Origin of the sequence: Pectobacterium sp. CFBP8739, assembly GCF_013449375.1 — a bacterium.
In the GTDB taxonomy this organism is placed as follows: Bacteria; Pseudomonadota; Gammaproteobacteria; order Enterobacterales; family Enterobacteriaceae; genus Pectobacterium.
Genome location: NZ_JACDRR010000007.1, coordinates 206,751 through 223,278, shown reverse-complemented (window position 1 = coordinate 223,278; position 16,528 = coordinate 206,751). Strand labels below are relative to the sequence as shown.

The 16,528-nt window shown below is 52.4% G+C and carries 16 protein-coding genes; 1 reads left to right on the top strand and 15 read right to left on the bottom strand.

Annotated elements, in window-relative coordinates; translation table 11 throughout:
• Positions 1 to 12: 12 nt before the first annotated feature.
• The 14 genes from H0247_RS06985 to H0247_RS06920 form a co-directional block, all read right to left on the bottom strand.
• On the bottom strand, positions 13 to 759 hold the full coding sequence (locus H0247_RS06985) for a type II secretion system protein N (protein ID WP_180741895.1): 747 nt from the start codon (positions 757 to 759) through the stop codon (positions 13 to 15).
• Positions 749 to 1,243: a type II secretion system protein GspM gene (gene gspM / locus H0247_RS06980; RefSeq protein ID WP_180741894.1), complete on the bottom strand. Its 495-nt coding sequence runs from the start codon at positions 1,241 to 1,243 to the stop codon at positions 749 to 751. Before gspM ends, H0247_RS06985 begins: the two co-directional genes overlap by 11 nt.
• Positions 1,240 to 2,517 (bottom strand): type II secretion system protein GspL, encoded by a 1,278-nt coding sequence (gspL, locus tag H0247_RS06975; protein ID WP_180741893.1) that lies wholly within the window; start codon positions 2,515 to 2,517, stop codon positions 1,240 to 1,242. The genes gspM and gspL overlap by 4 nt, the downstream gene beginning before the upstream one ends.
• Positions 2,514 to 3,500, bottom strand: a complete 987-nt coding sequence (gene gspK, locus H0247_RS06970) for a type II secretion system minor pseudopilin GspK (RefSeq protein WP_180741892.1) — start codon at positions 3,498 to 3,500, stop codon at positions 2,514 to 2,516. Before gspK ends, gspL begins: the two co-directional genes overlap by 4 nt.
• Positions 3,497 to 4,147 (bottom strand): type II secretion system minor pseudopilin GspJ, encoded by a 651-nt coding sequence (gspJ, locus tag H0247_RS06965; RefSeq protein ID WP_180741891.1) that lies wholly within the window; start codon positions 4,145 to 4,147, stop codon positions 3,497 to 3,499. The genes gspK and gspJ overlap by 4 nt, the downstream gene beginning before the upstream one ends.
• Positions 4,147 to 4,512 (bottom strand): type II secretion system minor pseudopilin GspI, encoded by a 366-nt coding sequence (gene gspI, locus H0247_RS06960; protein WP_180741890.1) that lies wholly within the window; start codon positions 4,510 to 4,512, stop codon positions 4,147 to 4,149. The genes gspJ and gspI overlap by 1 nt, the downstream gene beginning before the upstream one ends.
• Positions 4,509 to 5,075 (bottom strand): type II secretion system minor pseudopilin GspH, encoded by a 567-nt coding sequence (gspH, locus tag H0247_RS06955; RefSeq protein WP_180742036.1) that lies wholly within the window; start codon positions 5,073 to 5,075, stop codon positions 4,509 to 4,511. The genes gspI and gspH overlap by 4 nt, the downstream gene beginning before the upstream one ends.
• Before the next feature lie 97 nt (positions 5,076 to 5,172).
• On the bottom strand, positions 5,173 to 5,628 hold the full coding sequence (gspG, locus tag H0247_RS06950) for a type II secretion system major pseudopilin GspG (protein ID WP_180741889.1): 456 nt from the start codon (positions 5,626 to 5,628) through the stop codon (positions 5,173 to 5,175).
• A gap of 32 nt (positions 5,629 to 5,660) precedes the next feature.
• Positions 5,661 to 6,887, bottom strand: a complete 1,227-nt coding sequence (gspF, locus tag H0247_RS06945; protein WP_180741888.1) for a type II secretion system inner membrane protein GspF — start codon at positions 6,885 to 6,887, stop codon at positions 5,661 to 5,663.
• 1 nt (position 6,888) lies between these two features.
• The gene (gspE, locus tag H0247_RS06940) at positions 6,889 to 8,385 is read right to left on the bottom strand and encodes a type II secretion system ATPase GspE (RefSeq protein WP_180741887.1); all 1,497 of its coding nucleotides are present in this window, start codon (positions 8,383 to 8,385) and stop codon (positions 6,889 to 6,891) included.
• The gene (gspD, locus tag H0247_RS06935; RefSeq protein WP_180741886.1) at positions 8,382 to 10,334 is read right to left on the bottom strand and encodes a type II secretion system secretin GspD; all 1,953 of its coding nucleotides are present in this window, start codon (positions 10,332 to 10,334) and stop codon (positions 8,382 to 8,384) included. Before gspD ends, gspE begins: the two co-directional genes overlap by 4 nt.
• An 88-nt stretch (positions 10,335 to 10,422) precedes the next feature.
• Positions 10,423 to 11,286 carry a type II secretion system protein GspC gene (gspC, locus tag H0247_RS06930; protein ID WP_180741885.1) on the bottom strand — a complete coding sequence of 288 codons (864 nt, stop codon included), beginning with the start codon at positions 11,284 to 11,286 and terminating at the stop codon, positions 10,423 to 10,425.
• A 50-nt stretch (positions 11,287 to 11,336) separates the two neighbouring features.
• Positions 11,337 to 13,316 (bottom strand): glycosyl hydrolase family 28 protein, encoded by a 1,980-nt coding sequence (locus H0247_RS06925; RefSeq protein ID WP_180741884.1) that lies wholly within the window; start codon positions 13,314 to 13,316, stop codon positions 11,337 to 11,339.
• A 120-nt stretch (positions 13,317 to 13,436) separates the two neighbouring features.
• The gene (locus H0247_RS06920; RefSeq protein WP_180741883.1) at positions 13,437 to 15,005 is read right to left on the bottom strand and encodes a polysaccharide lyase family 1 protein; all 1,569 of its coding nucleotides are present in this window, start codon (positions 15,003 to 15,005) and stop codon (positions 13,437 to 13,439) included.
• 526 nt (positions 15,006 to 15,531) lie between these two features.
• Between H0247_RS06920 and gspB the strand changes: the two genes are divergently transcribed.
• Positions 15,532 to 16,101, top strand: coding sequence for a type II secretion system assembly factor GspB (gene gspB / locus H0247_RS06915; protein WP_180741882.1), 570 nt, complete (start codon positions 15,532 to 15,534; stop codon positions 16,099 to 16,101).
• Here gspB and gspS read toward each other — a convergent pair.
• Positions 16,098 to 16,511 (bottom strand): type II secretion system pilot lipoprotein GspS, encoded by a 414-nt coding sequence (gene gspS / locus H0247_RS06910; RefSeq protein ID WP_180741881.1) that lies wholly within the window; start codon positions 16,509 to 16,511, stop codon positions 16,098 to 16,100. The genes gspB and gspS overlap by 4 nt on opposite strands.
• Positions 16,512 to 16,528: the final 17 nt, after the last annotated feature.

The window sequence follows — 16,528 nt, the reverse complement described above, 5'->3', positions numbered from 1 at the left end:
CGCCCATCCCTGTTACAACAGGCGCCCCTGAAAATTCAGCGTTCTGGCACCTTGCTCATCCACTTTTCCGATGGTCGCCAGTAATTTTTTCATGGTCGCGGGTAAGTCGTTTCCACTACTCAACTGTCCCGTAAAACGGTATTCACCTTTCGGGGTGACACTGCCTTTGCCGGACAATTGCAGATGCGAGGAGGTCTGCCGCAGGTTCGCCTCAAGCGCCCCTTGCTGGCAACGTAACGTAGCCTGAGGGGTTGCGAGCATGAGTCCACCCAGCGGGGTTTTCACCCTCGCACCCGGCCAGGTTATATTGGCATCCAGCGACTGGCAGCCAGAACGGTCCACCGTCGCTTCTTGCAGGCTCAACTGCACGTTGCCTTCTGCCCCGATTGGCACGATAAAACGCATGCGGCTGAATAAATAGCCCGCGGGTACAGACAACTGCCATTGATAAAACTGCGGCTGCTGCCAACCACGAATAATTCCACGGCCTTCGATGCCCTCAGGATTGTGGAAGGCAATTTCTAACGCAGGCATAAAACCCGAGAAGGTGATATTCCAGTGCACATCATCCAACGTTAACGTACGCCAGCTAAACCGTTGCAGATTCCCCTGCCATAACGTTCCGGCGGCCTCTGCAACCACCATTCCGGTCGGCAGCGGTATCGCCGTGAGCAAGCGAGCAGGCGCATAGCACGCCAGAAACAGCCCATAGACCAGAACCAAAGCGACACCTACGCCGATGCCAGATTTAAGCTTCATCGGCCCGTTCCAGCATCAGTCTGGTCACATCCACTATTCCAGGGCTTTGCTCGACGGCATTCACATCCAGCGACAGCACCTTCACACCGTTTTTCTGTTCCATTTCGCTCAGCCAGCGCAGCAGGCTATTAAAATCGCTCTGGGCCAGCGTCACTGACGCCTGATTGCCCTGCGGCTGCAGGCGTACAACAGTCAGTCCGTAGCGCTTGGTGCTCTGCGAAATCAAAATCGGCAGACTGACATCGCGCTGACTGTTTTGCCCCTGTGCCTGTGTTCCCTGCGGAATCGATGAGGCCTGTTTCTGCATCCAACTGACAGTCTGTTGCTCACGGGAAATCGTACGTTCCCACTGTTCTTCCCGCAGTTGCCACGGTTGAAAAATAGCGTAATACATCAGACAGAGCAGGAGCATTGCCGCACACACGACCATCAGTTGGCGTTCGCGCTGGCTCATCGTCTGCCAGCGTTGCCGTAATTCATTCATTGCTGGCTCCTTAACGTTAAGCGGCCTTCAACCCGACCGTTTTCCTGCCGCATCTCGCCTGCCTGAACCTGATAATAGGCGGTTGCCTGCTGCTGGAACTGCTCTAATTCCTGATACGACGTCGCCTGCAACGCCAGCCGGAATTCGCCAGCGGAACCGTCATAAGACAGCGACTGAATTTTGATGGCGCTATTCTGCGTAATCAGTTGCTGTAAGGGATTTAATTGATCCAGTAACCCTTTCCCTGTCCCCCCAGCAGCCGTACGTTGCAGATGCTGCTGCATCTGCGCGCGTGGATTAACGACATTCGTCTCGGCAGGGAAAATCTGCCGATAGACGCGAATGCTTTCCTGTCGCCAATGTTCGGCCTGCTGATAAAGCTGATAGTGCGCCCAGCCCGCATCCGCCACGACCAATAGAAGGTAGCAGGCAAAAGCAATCCCGACGCCACGCCACGGCAACAACGTGTTTTGCCAGGCTTTCTCCGGCGCATAGTCGCCTTGCCGCAGATCGACCGAAGCAGGTAGCTGCGCCGTTGCCGCCAGCGTGAAGAGATCCGTTGCGGGTTGTGTTTTCCACTCGCCCTCCTCCTGCCAGTCGTACTGCGACTGCTCACCGCCGACCGATGCAGCACTGTAGCCGTATATCGCTGGCAGCGGCATGGATGCTTTCAGCAGGTCACCGCACCAAGAGGACTCCGCCGCCATGGCATGCCCCGTCGGCTGGCGAAATAGCCACATGTCATCATGCTGTAACGCGCTCCAGCCATCCTGATGCTTCGGTAATACGCGGGCATCGGGCAATAAGGTATCGACGTTGAGCCCCAGCGCATCACACTGCGCTAGCCAACGCTGCATCCGGTTTTTTTCCACCACGGCGACCGTGCCATCATCGCCATGAATTTCCAGCACGGCAAAATGCAGCTTTTCAATTTCCGTCGCCAGTTGGTCTTCCAACATAAACGGCACGACTTGCGTTAGCTGACGGCGAGCCTGTCGGGGCAGCGTCAGGGCATAAAACGTCACGTCTGTTGCTGGAACCAGAACGCGAGTAAAGGTCACGGACGGATACGCCGCCAGCGCCTGACGAACCTGTTCTACGCTACCCCGTCCCTGACTCAGTACACTTTCCCCATGGGATGAACGCACCTGCCATTCAATGTCTCCCAGTTCCTCTACCGGAAGGCGTACAATGAGACAAGGATGTCGAACAACCGGGCCTCGATTTAATGGATCTTTCGCGGCTTTTTTCTTCCATTTTCCCGCTATTTTCATGGATTCACCGTCCTATATCCTCCATATTGCCGCTGCACGACCTGTACCTTTTGTCCACTCAGATGAAGCAAGCTACGCTGATGAAAATCACTGTCGCCAACACGCACCTGGAGTTTTACAAAGAACCATTCACTTTTCACTGCCAGCACTCGCTGCGCGGTATTTTTACTATTCGGGGGCAATAACCCGGTTTGTTGCAGAACCTCAAGGCCTGCCCATCCCGTACGAGGCCGCTGCTGCACCAGCGCTTTCGCCTGCGACATTGTCATTTCATTCAGGAATAAGGCAGATAACAGCGGGGCATCAAATTCAGTCAATGTGTTGATATTAATCGACATCGTATCCATCGGTAGCGCACAGACATAGGGCAATAACCGGCGATAGAGATCGCTGTCCATGCCATAAACGGCACGTAATTCGCTGATTTCACTCATTCTCTGATTGGCTGTACGATAAGGTACTGGCAACGTGGCGTAGAGCTCATCTTCTGCACCGTTCGCCGACGGATAGTTATCCACGTCAATCCAGTCGCGCAACGCCGCAGTGATTTTTTCTGCACGATCCGCATCTTCGCCCAGATTTTTCAATAGCAAGCGGAAAACCTGCGCCGGATAAGGTGTCTTCACCACCGTGCTGTCGTTATCCACGCCTTGATTGATCGCATTCACATTAAAGCAGGTGCGCGCATCGCTAATCTGGCCAAGGATTTCCCCTCCCTCCACCGGGAAACGGTGTCCCGGCTGAGACCAGTTCTGCCCGACAAACGTGCGCCCCGGCATATTCTTCGCGTCGCGCAGTAATATCTGCCCGCTTAGCGTTTCCGCCCCCAAGGCATACCATTTCGCCTGCTGACGGCTCAAATGACTTTCGGTGCGCAAAAACGCTTTACCGGTGCGTTCTGTAATCACCGCAGCAATCGTCACCATTAATGCCAGAATCAGGAGCACCACCAGCAGCGCCGCGCCACGCTGACGCGACCTCATTTAACTGGCCCGGTGGTAATCAAGAACATACGCGACATTTCTCCGTAATCCCTTAAGGTCAGCACCACTTCAATCCCTTGTGGCAATTGCGTACTGTTATCCCAGCGATCGCGCCAGGTTTTATTGCTGAAAAATCGCAGGCGAAAACCATCAACCTGCGTGAGAAGCGGTTTTACACCAGGATCGATTCCCTCAATGGGGTCAGGCACCACGTGGGTTAACCGTTCCAAAGTATGTTCCCGTAGCCGATAAGCAACAGGCTGAAGTTCAGAGCGTGGCAATATGCCAAACGGGTTCTGCCAGCCAGCACGCATAAAGCTGACACCCCAGTCATCGCTTTTTAGCTGATCGCGGCCAGCGTAAAATATCGAGGTACTTCCTCTGCTGCCGCGCGCGATCATCTGGGAGAAATCGCTGTCCATTTGTGAAAAGGCGCGCTGTATTTCGGCCAGACGCTCGGCCTTGCGCTGCGAAATCTCATCGTTACGCATCACACCGTTCAAAACCTGAAACGCACTGAGGCTCAGCGCGGCAAAGATCGCGATCGCCAGAATCATCTCCAGCAGCGTAAATCCCTGCTGGCGCTTCTGGCGTCCTGCCTCTCGACTCCGCCTTGTTTGGCTACATTTCCCTGTTTTATTAAGCATTATTGCTTCACCACATAGGTACGCAGCGAAGCATCCGCAGCAAAGGCATCTTTATTACGCCGCACTTCCACATCCAGCGCTTTGGTCTGAGGGTCACCCGTCTCTACACCTTGCCAGCGCCAATGCCAGCGCATGCCAGCGAACTGCGTTTCGCCTCTCACCCACGCGGCTTCCGGCCAACGCTGCTCCAGTCGCAGTTGCACCTGCTGGTTTTCCGCCACCCAGCCAGCAAACGTCTTCTCTTCCAACCGACTCAAGCTGCTTGCCTGTCTGGCTGTCGTTTGCAGCACCGCAATGCCTGCCAGCGCGAAAACGCTTAGCGCAACCAGCACTTCCACCAGCGTCATCCCTTTCTGTCGTTTCATCGTTTCTTACCCTGACTCATCGACGTTAAAAATCGTCCGGTTCCATCCACCTGGAGCCAATTCGAGAGCGCTTTGTCTTTAGACTTAACCAGCAGACGGAAAGGCGTGATTTCGCCGCCGGGTAAAATCAGGATGTCGGGGTCGTCGCCACTCTGCGTTTTCTCGACTTTCTTCCCATCAGCCTGCACTAGCTCAAGCCGCAACGCATCAGGCAATGTTGCCGTTGCACTCACCCGATGTGGTTGCCACGGCTGCCACTTGTAGCCCTGCCAGCGATCACCGCTCGGGATCGGCATCCCTTCCGATGCCTCGGGTCGCTGGAGTTGATAAAACTGCCAGCGATCGGGATAGATGCGAACACCCAACATGTATTCGTTAACCTGACTGCTTTCCGCGGCAAACTCTAGCTGCGCCTGAAAACGAGCCAACTGCCACGCGCTGTCATTCTGGCGTTCGGGAGGAAACGCCATGACCACCATGCTAGCCGCGATGCCAGCCAGTAGCACGACCAGCATCATTTCCAGCAGAGTGAACCCCTGCTGCTTTCTCGTTGCCCGCTTCATTGCGCTTTGCCGTCCTTTTCCCACCGCCATCGATAGCAACGACCAATAATCCATCTGCAACCGTCACTTATAAAGACGGGCATATCGCCCCATGCCTTTATTTTTTATCAAGATTCCAGTTGCCGATATCATCTTCCGTTCCCGGCATGCCATCTGGCCCCAGAGAGAAGATATCCAGCTTGCCGTGCTGGCCGGGATTCAACAGTTGATACTCCGTGCCCCACGGATCCTGCGGCAGGCGGCGAATATAGCCATCGGCGGGATAGTTACGTGGTTCCGGCTGCACCGTCGGCTTCGTCACCAGCGCCTTCAGCCCCTGCTCGGTGGATGGATAACGGTTGTTATCCAGCTTGTACATGTCGAGTGCGCTTTCGAGAGATACGATATCGCTGACGGCTTTTTGCCTGTCCGCTTTTTCCTTATTCCCCATCAGATTGGGCACGACCAGACTCGCCAGTACGCCGAGAATGACGATGACCACCATAATTTCCAACAGGGTAAAACCACGCTGGCCATGGCTATGCTTACCACCACTACGCTGAGACTGTTGCATCCTTACTTTTCCTCGTTCAATTGTTGGTTCTCTTACGAACTCATTAACGTATTCAGTTGCAAAATCGGTTGTAGAATCGCCAGTACGATAAACAACACCACCGCCGCCATGCTGACCACCAACAGAGGTTCAAATAACCCCAGTGCCAGCGTCATTTGCGAACTGAATTCCCGATCCTGATTATCCGCCGCCCGTTCCAGCATGCTGTCCAACTCGCCGCTGCGCTCACCGCTGGCGATCATATGGCGCATCATGGGGGGAAAGAGCGCGGTCTGTTCCAGCGCTTTGTGCAGGCTGACGCCCTCACGTACCGCATCCGTCGCCAGCGCGAGTCGATGGCGGGCATAGTCATTGCTCATCACATCGCCGCTAATACGCATCGCCTGTAACAGCGGCACCGCACTGGCGTTGAGAATACTGAGCGTCCGCGCGTAACGTGCCGTATTCAAGCCACGAGCGATACGACCAAGCAGCGGTAGATACAGCAGGCGTCGATGAAAACCGATACGCCGCTTTTCTTGCCGCAACATCACGCGAAGCGCCATAAACCCAGCCAGCAGCGCCAACACCACCCACGGCCCGAACGTACGCACGGCATCGCTCATCCCCATCAATACGCGGGTAGAAAGTGGCAGCGCCTGCTTCATATGAATAAATTGCTCGACAACTTTCGGCACCACGACGGACAGCAAAATACTGACTACGGCAATCGCGACGACGGTTAGCACGCAGGGATAGATCATCGCCTGCTGGATGCGGCTGCGCATCTGTTGGCGCTGCTCGGTGTAGTCAGCCAACCTATTCAACACTTCATCAAGATGACCGGAGGTCTCACCTGCGGCGACCATCGCGCAATACAATCGCTCAAAGCTGCCGGGAAAACACTTCATCGCATCGGCCAGCGAATGGCCTTCCATCACCTTACTGCGTACCGCCGCCATCAACTGGCTCAGATGCGGCTTTTCGCTCTGTTTCGCCACGGCATCCAGCGCTTCTTCCAGCGGTAACGACGCCGCCACCAGCGTAGCTAGTTGGCGAGTTAATAACGCTAAATCAGAGGTACTGATCCGAATTTTACGACGGAGGGAGAATCCTGTAGATCCCGGTTTTTGCTGATCACCGCGACCTTCGTCAACCGACAGCGGCACCAGTCCGCGCTCCCGCAATAGCTGGCGTGCCTGCCTGGCAGAGTCGGCCTCTTGCGTGCCACGGCATTTTTTCCCCTGCGCATCCAGCGCCTGATAATGGTACTGTGCCATATCATTCCTCTTTGGTTACGCGGATCACTTCTTCCCAGGTCGTGAGCCCCGCCAGTACCTTATCCAGCCCGTCCTGACGGATAGTGGTGCGACTCCCCCCCAGAATCTGCGCAATCGCCATTTCGCCGTCACTGCGGTGGATCGCCGCGCGGACGTCGTCATTGATCAACACCAGTTCATGAATGCCGATGCGCCCTCGATAGCCGGTATAGCTACACTGCGGGCAGCCCACGGGGTTATGCAGCAGCGTACCGGGCGCAATCCCCATCTGTGCGGCCTGAACCGAATCAACCGGATGCGGCTGGCTACAGTCAGAACACAGCGTTCTAACCAGACGCTGGGCGAGCACGCCCAGTAGAGAGGTTGAGAGCAAGAAAGGTTCGACGCCCATATCCTGCAAGCGAGACAGCGCGCCCAGCGCACTATTGGTATGCAGAGTAGATAACACGAGGTGACCCGTCAGCGATGCCTGCACGGCAATCTGTGCCGTTTCACCATCACGAATTTCCCCTACCAGCACCACGTCCGGGTCCTGACGTAGAATGGCACGCAGCCCGCGGGCAAACGTCATATCCACTTTGGTATTAACCTGCGTTTGCCCAATGCCTTCCAGTTCATACTCGATGGGATCTTCCACCGTCATGATGTTACGTTCCGAGGCATTCAAACGACTGAGCGCGGCGTACAGCGTGGTACTTTTCCCCGATCCTGTCGGACCAGTAACCAGAATAATGCCATGTGGACGATGGATCAGGCTGTCCAACCGCTGCCGATTGCGCTCCGACATGCCCAGCAATTCAAGATCGAGCTTAACGCTGTTTTTATCCAGCAAACGCAGCACGACACGTTCACCGTAGTTCGACGGCAACGTGGAGACACGAACGTCAATCGCCCGTCCCCCCACTCGTAACGCCATGCGTCCATCCTGCGGGATACGCTTTTCCGCAATATCCAGCTTCGCCATAACCTTGATACGCGATACCAGCAGCGACGCCAGTTTACGCTGTGGACGCAGAATTTCGCGCAGTACGCCGTCGACACGGAAACGGATCAGCAAATAGCGCTCATACGTCTCGATATGAATATCCGACGCTTTATCCTTAATCGCTTCGGTTAGCATCGCATTGATCAGGCGAATAATCGGCGCATCGTCATCGGCGTCAAGCAAATCGTCACTGTCTGGCAACTCTTCCACCAGCGTATAGAAATCCATCTCATTGCCGATGTCTTCCATCAGACGACGCGCTTCTTCCGAATCGCGCTGATAGCTAATGACTAATTGCCGTTCAAACTCATCTTCCGTCACGCGCTCAATCTTGAGCGGACGGCCCGCAATCCGACGCGCCTCTAACAAGGCGGCTGGCGGCGTTTGCGCGACGCAAATCGTCTGTAGACTCGCATCGTTTTCCCGCTGCAACAGCAGAATTTGCTGCGATCGTGCATAGGCAAACGGCAATATGGGACGTAATTCTATAATCTGGGAAGCAATGTCACTCATTTCCCGCCCGCCGGATAAAACGCCACAATGGAGGACTGAACCTGACGGAACGTATAGGCGTTCCCACCTTCAGGCAAGCGCAGCAGGTCGTTATTTAAAAGCCCGCTTTCACCGTTACCGACATCCCGCTGTTTATCTTCTTCAGCACTGAACGAACGATATTTACTGGCAGAGGCGCTTTGATATTGGCTGCGATCGCGAATAATGGAAGGACGGATAAACAGCATTAGGTTGCGCTTTTTCGTCTCCTGACTGTTGGAACGGAACAGGTGCCCCAGAACGGGAATGTCACCCAACAGAGGGACTTTACTCGCCGATTCATTGGTACTTTTATCCAGCAAGCCCCCCACCACAACGGTCTCGCCGCTGCTGACGAGCACGGCATTATTCACGGTACGCGTATTGAATGTGGCCCCGAGGTTGGTGCTGCTGCTGGAGGCCGCATCTGCCACGCTGGAGACTTCCTGCTCAATTTCCAGCAGGACGGAGTCACCTTCGTTAATTTGCGGCTTCACCTTCAGTTTGATACCGACTGTTTTACGCTCTACCGTTTGGAACACGTTGTCACCGGATGTCGTCTGCGAGCCTGCCAATACCGGCACTTCCTGACCAACGTTAAACGTTGCTTCCATGTTGTCCAGCGTGACGATACTCGGCGTCGCCAGAATGTCGTTCTTGCTGTTGCTGGACAGCGCCGTCATCAGCATGCTCCAGTTCCCCTGATAGAAACCGGCGGCAATGCCGTTGAAGCTGCTCAATGCACTCGATGCCGCGGTATTCAGCGTCCCATCACGACGATACTGATCCGCTCCCGCAATCATTGTCGTGATCGGTAATCCAGTATTCGTAAACTGCGTCGTTCCTGCATTTTTATTAGCCCACTGAACGCCCAGATTCATTCCGTCGGCATCTTGAACTTCCGCGATGATCGCTTCGACCAATACCTGTGGACGACGGATATCCAACTGTGCAATCACCTGTTCCAGATCGCGCATAATGTCAGGTGCCGCATTTACAATCAGGGAGTTAGTTTGCTCGTGTGCTTTAATCGAAATGTCTTTGCGCAGCGCGGGCAGCGCATTTTGCTGGTCGGTTTGGATGCTGTCACCGACCCCAGTAAGCACTTCGACCAGATCAGCAGCTTTGGCGTATTTGAGATAGATGACTTTGGTATTGCCCTGTACCGCCTGCTGGCGATCGAGCTGTTTGATCATATCAATCACGCGCTGGCGTGAATTCGGTTCCCCGCGCACCAGCACAGAGTTAGTTCGTTCGTCCGCCACCACATTCGCGGTCAACATCCCTGGCAAGGCGGATTTCTCATCCATCTTGTTCAGTTCATTCACCATCTTCACCACTTCCGTTGATGAAGCGTAAGACAGCGGTATGCTGGTCACATTCCGATCGCCCGTCTTATCAACCCGCTCGACAATCGTCATCAACCGCTTGATCACCCCTGCGCGCCCCGTCATCAACAGCACGTTTGACGGTTCGTAATGCACGACGCTCCCAGCACCCGCGTTGTCGTTCAACTGGCGCAACAGCGGTGCCAGATCGCGGGCAGCGACATTGTTCACAGGCACAACACGCGTCACCACTTCATCACCAATGCCGGGCTGATCGTCAGTCGCCAGCGGCATAGACGTCGATTTCGCATCCTTCGAGCGAATGATTTTCAGGACGTTGTTATCCATTGGGATAACGGTAAATCCATAGACATCCAGCACGCTCAGGAAGAACTGGTAATACTGTTCTTCATTCATCATGTCATAGCTGCGTACGGTGATCGTTCCGCTGACCGATGGATCGATAATGACCGTCTTATTCAGATTCTTACTGACGGTATTGATAAACTCCTGAATATCCGTGCCCTTAAAACTGGCGGAGAATTCGGCGCTCCACGCGAGTGATGACGCCATCAGCAGCACACTTCCGCCAAGCAATAACATGCTTTTGCGGCGTATCTGACCAAGCCATTGGTTTTTATGTTTTGAAAAAACCTGATGCTTAAAAAATCCCTGTCCCTTGCTAAACAAATTAGTGGTCTCCATCCAGTGCCAGATATATATCCTGCTGTTGACCATCACGCTCGACGGTCAAATTAAATTTGCTCATCCCTGCCAGTTGCGCCATCGCCTGCTGTGCTTGATCCGCATCGCGTAAATCCATGCCGTTTAATGACACAGCGAGATCGTTATCCTGCAAGCCTGCGCGGTAGAAAAGATCGGGATTTTTGCCGGGGTTTAACTGATATCCTTTCAGTACGTCTTCTTCCGTGACGGGAGAAATGGTGAGGTAATCCTGTGCCGAGACGGGATCTCTTTGTATTTCCTTTTTCACCTGGCTAAATGCGCCAGCAGACGGCGGCGCGTCAGCCGCCTTTTCTTCCTGATACAAATGCAGCGCCTCATAGCGCCCCTGATACTGAAGCACGACACGATCGGCAGAGATAGTCACAATTTTGGCTTCATAGCCCGGAATGGCATCGCCGACGTTGCGACTGTATTGCTGACTATCTTTAGCGATGATGGCAATCGAACGCCTGGCGTCTTCACTCGCCAGAACCCCAGTCAGGCTAATATTTAACGATGTCAGCGGAATATCACCGGATAGCGCGGCATCATTAACCGCAGAAGCATCCGCATCGGGAGCATGACCAAATAGGGTAAAGTCGCCCGGCGTAGCGGGTTTTTCTTTTGCCTGGGCAGGCGTGACCGCCACGCCAACAAAGCGTGAATCTTCAGGCAGAAGAAAACGCCAGGTCAAGACGGCCAGTTGCTGGCAAATCAGCAACAAAATCAGCCCCAACACGATACGTCGAATCAGCGGAGCTGGCAGTGACCGAAAAGTGGCGACCAACGAATTAAAAGACGGTTCTTTGAAAGCTTGCAATCGTGCCATAGGTAATCATCCGTAATATTCCCCACGCCGATGGGCGTGGGGAAAATGCCTTATTCCGTTGCGGCTTCCCGGGTGAGCGTTTCATCACCGCTGGTCGTCAGCGCGGCATCATTATTTACACGGTCTTCGAGCCGGATATTTTCAATATGACCGAAATTCCAGGCTCCCGATACATTCTCAAAAATGACATTTTTAAATTCACTGTTCTTCAGGAACGTAATGTCCGTGGCTTTTACATTTTTGAATTTTACATTCTCAAAATGCAAGCCTTGGTGATAAGCATCGCGTTCAAAGGAGAACTTATACGCATCAGCCATCTCAGCGATGGTCATACCATCAACCAGAATACTGTTTTTCTTGGCTGAACCATCCACCGTGACGTTGGAAACGGTCACATCACGGAACTGTGCGGGTTCGGCCGCAGGCTGAGTATCGTTCACGTCCGCTTTATATTTAATCGTGAACACGAACGGCTCGTTGACAATATCACGCATCGCGTTATTACGGAATACCACGTCACGCGAGCCACCACCATAATAAGGTCGGCTCTTCATGCGCAGGCCAACATCCGTCTTATTCATTACATTATCTTCAGCAACAATTTTTTCAATCCAAGCACCCGTATGGCTCCCCGTCACCACCGCACCATGCCCGCGACGGAAGTAGTTATTGAAGATCCAGGCACCGCTCTGCGCTTTTTGCCCCAGCGTCGCCACCTCGGCACCGTACCCTGCTGCAAAGTTTACGCTGTCATCCCCCGTATCGAAAAAGTTATTGAATACCATGACGTTTTGGCTGTTGCCGAATTCAATACCATCCGCATTATTCGCATCATACGTCGTGTGCACCAACGCATTCATCGCCACATTTTCGGATTCCAGCACCATTACACCGTGGTAAGCTGGGTTCAGAATCGTCAGTCCTTCCAGATACATATTGCTCACGCCGCGCAGCGTCATCAGGCTAGAGCGTCGGTTTTTGTACGCCTCATCTAGTGACATGCCTTCATCAATGGCTTTTGCCGTTTGATCCTTTGCCAAAATACCGTCACTGCCAACATTGGCCGCTTTGCTTGCACGATAGAGTGGCAATTCATTCTTTAACTCATCAGTTTCAGTAATGTTTGTGTCACTGGCTTTGATGCCGCGTGTCCAGCCATTGCCATCTATCGTCCCCTGCCCGACGATACGAATATTTTTAAACGTACCCGCATGGCTACTACCCTGATCGTCCGCTACCAATACGTTAATCAATGAAGGAGGACGCTTCGGTAGTTTAGGAGATGTGTAAGGATAGAGATAATAGCCACGGGCGAGCGGGTAATCGTCACCCTTTTCCGACCCTAGCAACGTCGAGCCTTTCGTGACTTCAAGCGTCATATCACTATGCAGGAACAGCGCGCCGGTTTTAAACGTTCCCCCATCAACCACGACTTTACATCCTTTCGGATACGCGGCTAGCGTACAATCGTCAATTGCCTTCTGAATCGCCAGCGTGTCATTGGTGACGCCATCCCCTTTCGCACCGTAATTAGTCACATTCAATGACGCTGGCGTCGCCGTCGTTTTCTGCACGACAGCTTCACTGTCAACGGACTCTTTGCCATCGTCATAAAGCGCACGCACCGTAAAGCGGTATTCCGTTTCCGGCGACAGGTTCGTCACCTTAAAATTATGGAAGCTAACGCGCACGTGCCAGTTACTGGTATCAATCGTATTGTAGAAGTTATCGATATAAGGTTTGGCGGGCGAGTGAGTATTCTGGTTATCAATTGTGCTGCCCAATAAGGTTCCGTTCATATAGACACGGTAGTCTTTAATATCGGCAGCAGGTTTGGTCGGTTTTTCCCAGGCAAGTACCACACTGTTGTCATCATAGGCTAGCGTCGGCACCTTAAGATTCTGTGGCGCAGCAGAACGATCCACACCCACATTCGGCGTTGAGTCGCTTTCCGTGCATCCAGCAATCAGGCCGCTCAGGACAAGTGTCGCGCAGAGCGTAAGACGAGTACGAGGTAAAAAATGAGTCATAACATTTCCTATGTTTTTATGTCACCCGACCTATGTCTCCCTGTGACAAACTCATGGCAACAAGGCGACGTATATCGGGCAGGGGCTTACAGATAAAAAATAATGAATGAAATCGTCTAACTACGGCAGGGCAATCTCCAATTTTCCCGCACCCGCATTTTCCAGCACATATTTTTCAACGCTAGCGATGGATTTACCTGTGCTGTATGCATAAGGCGGATTCCATTCCAGCTCATTGGTACAGGTTTCCAACGCCCATGCGGGTACCGCTTTCCCAGCATTTGTGGCGGCGGTCTTCTCGGCGTCTTGCAAGGCGAGGCATTTGTCTAATGCGATTTGATTCAAATTACTTGCTGGGTTGCCATTGAACCAGGAGCCGTTGTCTTTAAATTTGCTTCCCTTGTAGGCACCAATAATCAGCTTTTCATCCGCGCCGCCGCCCTGGAAATTAAACACGTTACTTTCGGAAAGAATGGATGAATCGAACCCCATCCCAATGGCATACAAAATAGGGTAATTCGTATCCGTTGCTCCACGATGGTAGTTATTGAGCAAATGCACCTGACCAAAGCGCACTCGCGGCGAACGCTGCACGCTGTTGTCCCATAAATTCCCTTCAAAGGTGATCCGGTATTCCCCTTTATCACCATCACCAGAGCCAATTAATACCGTTTTGTCATGCTGGGCGAAAATGTTGTAGGAAATCGTCAGGTAGTCGGCCCCATCTTCGATATCCAGCAAACCATCGTGGCGTTGGATATGCTTGCCAAATAACACGGGTTCCTGATCGTCAGGATGTTCACCATCCGTAAAGGTGCAGTGATCAACCCAGACATTTTTGCTGGCATTAATCGATACTGCATCATAGCGGGCATTCCAGTTTCCTTTATCACCGTCACTGGCATCCCAAGCAGGGGCAAAATCGCGCGGAGCCTGAAACGTAATATTACGGATAATGATGTTGCTGTTATCCGTTTTCCCGAACGTGTGGCTTAAGGTGTTGAGGGATAAATAACCTTCCACCAGTTTCGCTTCGCTACCCACGCCTAAAATCGTGGTATTCGGTGGTACCTGAAATTGAATCTGCGCCTTCTGGTTGTTGGCATACTGCGAACGTTGACCATTTTGCTTCTTAAGCAAGCTGAGTTCAGCGCTAGCCGCCGCCGCATCGCTGCCACCCGCATCCACCGTCGCTTTCAACTGCGCCATATAATCCTGATCGAACGCTTTGACATATAAATCAAAATCAAACGTTGTTTTATTCGGCTTAGTTTTATAATACTCAGCATCTGCATAGCGTCCATTACCTAAATCATCGCCGCGGATAGTGCCTTGCCAGTAGATAATTTTGGGTTCTAATTTTGCCTTCAACTCCGCATCGGCATCGCCTGCGATATAAAGAGGACTGCGTATATTATTTAACGCCTCTTTTAATTCCTGGCGGCTGGTCACGACATAAATGCTATTTGCATGTGCGCCTTCGCCACCTGTCGTTGCATAAAATTTACCATCCGTATTCTGATATTGTGCAGTCCAGCCAAACGGTACCGTTTTCACCTGCAAATCTGGTGGTGCCGCTTCTGCCACTGGATGCTGACTATTATCACATCCAGAAAGTGCGAGCCCAGAAAAGGCAATAGCTACCGCACAGGTGCGTAAACGACCAGTCCCAATAACCGCTCTAAACATGTTATCCCTCAGTATTTTTTAATTATAAAAATAGAAAAATAAACCCGCATAAAACCCTGCGATATTAATCGCATACTTTGAAATTGCTTTTATTCGTCATTTAGCGGTAGTTCGATGCATCCCTTATTGATAAAAAAGCAGCACAATACCTGTAGCAAAAACCACATAATAAGACTGCCGATTTAACACTCTGGATGGTTAATTAACTGATTATGGCGCCTCCACATTGATTGACTATAAAACACCAAAAAGAAACGCTATACCTGCAAGGGTAAAACGCGGTTTCATTAAAGCAAATTTGCACGTTTTTTTTGCGACCGGCATCAAGATTCCGTCTGTGATTATTATGATTGCAATAGTTTTTAATCAAAATGAAGGAACTGTCACATAACCGAGAGATTCCGTTTTCTGGCTCTTTCTATTTTTTGCAAAATAAGGCAGACGGCATCATCCTACTCACCTCACTTTCGTTTATGATGTGATGCTACACGACCCAAAATACGCCCTAAGAATAAAGGATAAGCGCGTGGATAACGCAACGGACGCACCGACACACACACAGCCAGCGCTGCTTACCACATACCCCATGCCTGGGTATTTGATGATTATTTATGCTCTGCTTTTTATCGCACTTGGCTGGTTCAGCCATCAGCGCTGGGGGGCCCCTACGTCTCCCACGACCGCTTTAGCAGCTCAAGCCGCGACTTTGCCTGCGGCAGAGGAAAAAACGCCAGCAATACCTGCGGCGGCACCGCAGCAAGAAGAAGCCCATGTCGATACACCTGCACCGCCAGAGAAAAAGGCTACGCTGCCGTTGCCTGCCATCAGCAATGGTGAAATTCCCCCGCTGACTTACAGCGCACATGTTTATACGTCGGATGAGGCCAAACGCAGCGTCACGTTCAATGGGTTGCAATTCCGTGAGGGCGATTCGCCAATAGAAGGGTTGACCATAGAACAAATCCAGCAGGACATGACCATTTTCAGCGTTGAAGGCGAGGTGTTTATTCTGGAGGCATTGGAGGATTGGCCAGGCGGAAAATTCAACGAGAATGAACGTTCCGCCGACGATAAAAGTGGAAGCGCCGCGCCCTAGCCGCGACTGCGAATGGCATCAATAAATGGCGTCAGTGTACGGTTAAATTCCGAACACTGCGTCTCTTTGGGCGTACTGTCTTTTAATAATCCTTGATACAGGCTTTCACTGCGCTGCGGTAAAGCCTGATAGCTCGCGACATTCCAGCCTCTTTGTTTCGCCACAGTCAACGCGACATTCACAATCGTCGCATCATCGGGGAGATCGCTGCGGTTACACTTCGATTTCAGATAGCGGGTGGCCGCCACCAGTGATGACAGTTGATTCAGTTGATCGTTAGGAGAGACCGTTACAGCAGAAGAGGCGCCTGCCACCGTTCCTTTTTGGGCAGACGTTCCTGTTTGTTGGCACCCGGCCAGCGTGACGCAAAGCAACGTTAACGCAGTGATTTTAGACAGAGATAACGACATGAAGAACTCATCCTGAT

Coding starts and splice junctions, on each gene's coding strand:
- gspS (WP_180741881.1), bottom strand. CDS start 16,511: ATGTCGTTATCTCTGTCTAAAATCACTGCGTTAACGTTGCTTTGCGTC.
- gspK (WP_180741892.1), bottom strand. CDS start 3,500: ATGAGGTCGCGTCAGCGTGGCGCGGCGCTGCTGGTGGTGCTCCTGATT.
- gspM (WP_180741894.1), bottom strand. CDS start 1,243: ATGAATGAATTACGGCAACGCTGGCAGACGATGAGCCAGCGCGAACGC.
- gspG (WP_180741889.1), bottom strand. CDS start 5,628: ATGCAACAGTCTCAGCGTAGTGGTGGTAAGCATAGCCATGGCCAGCGT.
- H0247_RS06985 (WP_180741895.1), bottom strand. CDS start 759: ATGAAGCTTAAATCTGGCATCGGCGTAGGTGTCGCTTTGGTTCTGGTC.
- gspF (WP_180741888.1), bottom strand. CDS start 6,887: ATGGCACAGTACCATTATCAGGCGCTGGATGCGCAGGGGAAAAAATGC.
- gspC (WP_180741885.1), bottom strand. CDS start 11,286: ATGGCACGATTGCAAGCTTTCAAAGAACCGTCTTTTAATTCGTTGGTC.
- gspJ (WP_180741891.1), bottom strand. CDS start 4,147: ATGCTTAATAAAACAGGGAAATGTAGCCAAACAAGGCGGAGTCGAGAG.
- gspH (WP_180742036.1), bottom strand. CDS start 5,075: ATGAAGCGGGCAACGAGAAAGCAGCAGGGGTTCACTCTGCTGGAAATG.
- H0247_RS06920 (WP_180741883.1), bottom strand. CDS start 15,005: ATGTTTAGAGCGGTTATTGGGACTGGTCGTTTACGCACCTGTGCGGTA.
- gspE (WP_180741887.1), bottom strand. CDS start 8,385: ATGAGTGACATTGCTTCCCAGATTATAGAATTACGTCCCATATTGCCG.
- gspI (WP_180741890.1), bottom strand. CDS start 4,512: ATGAAACGACAGAAAGGGATGACGCTGGTGGAAGTGCTGGTTGCGCTA.
- H0247_RS06925 (WP_180741884.1), bottom strand. CDS start 13,316: ATGACTCATTTTTTACCTCGTACTCGTCTTACGCTCTGCGCGACACTT.
- gspD (WP_180741886.1), bottom strand. CDS start 10,334: ATGTTATTGCTTGGCGGAAGTGTGCTGCTGATGGCGTCATCACTCGCG.
- gspL (WP_180741893.1), bottom strand. CDS start 2,517: ATGAAAATAGCGGGAAAATGGAAGAAAAAAGCCGCGAAAGATCCATTA.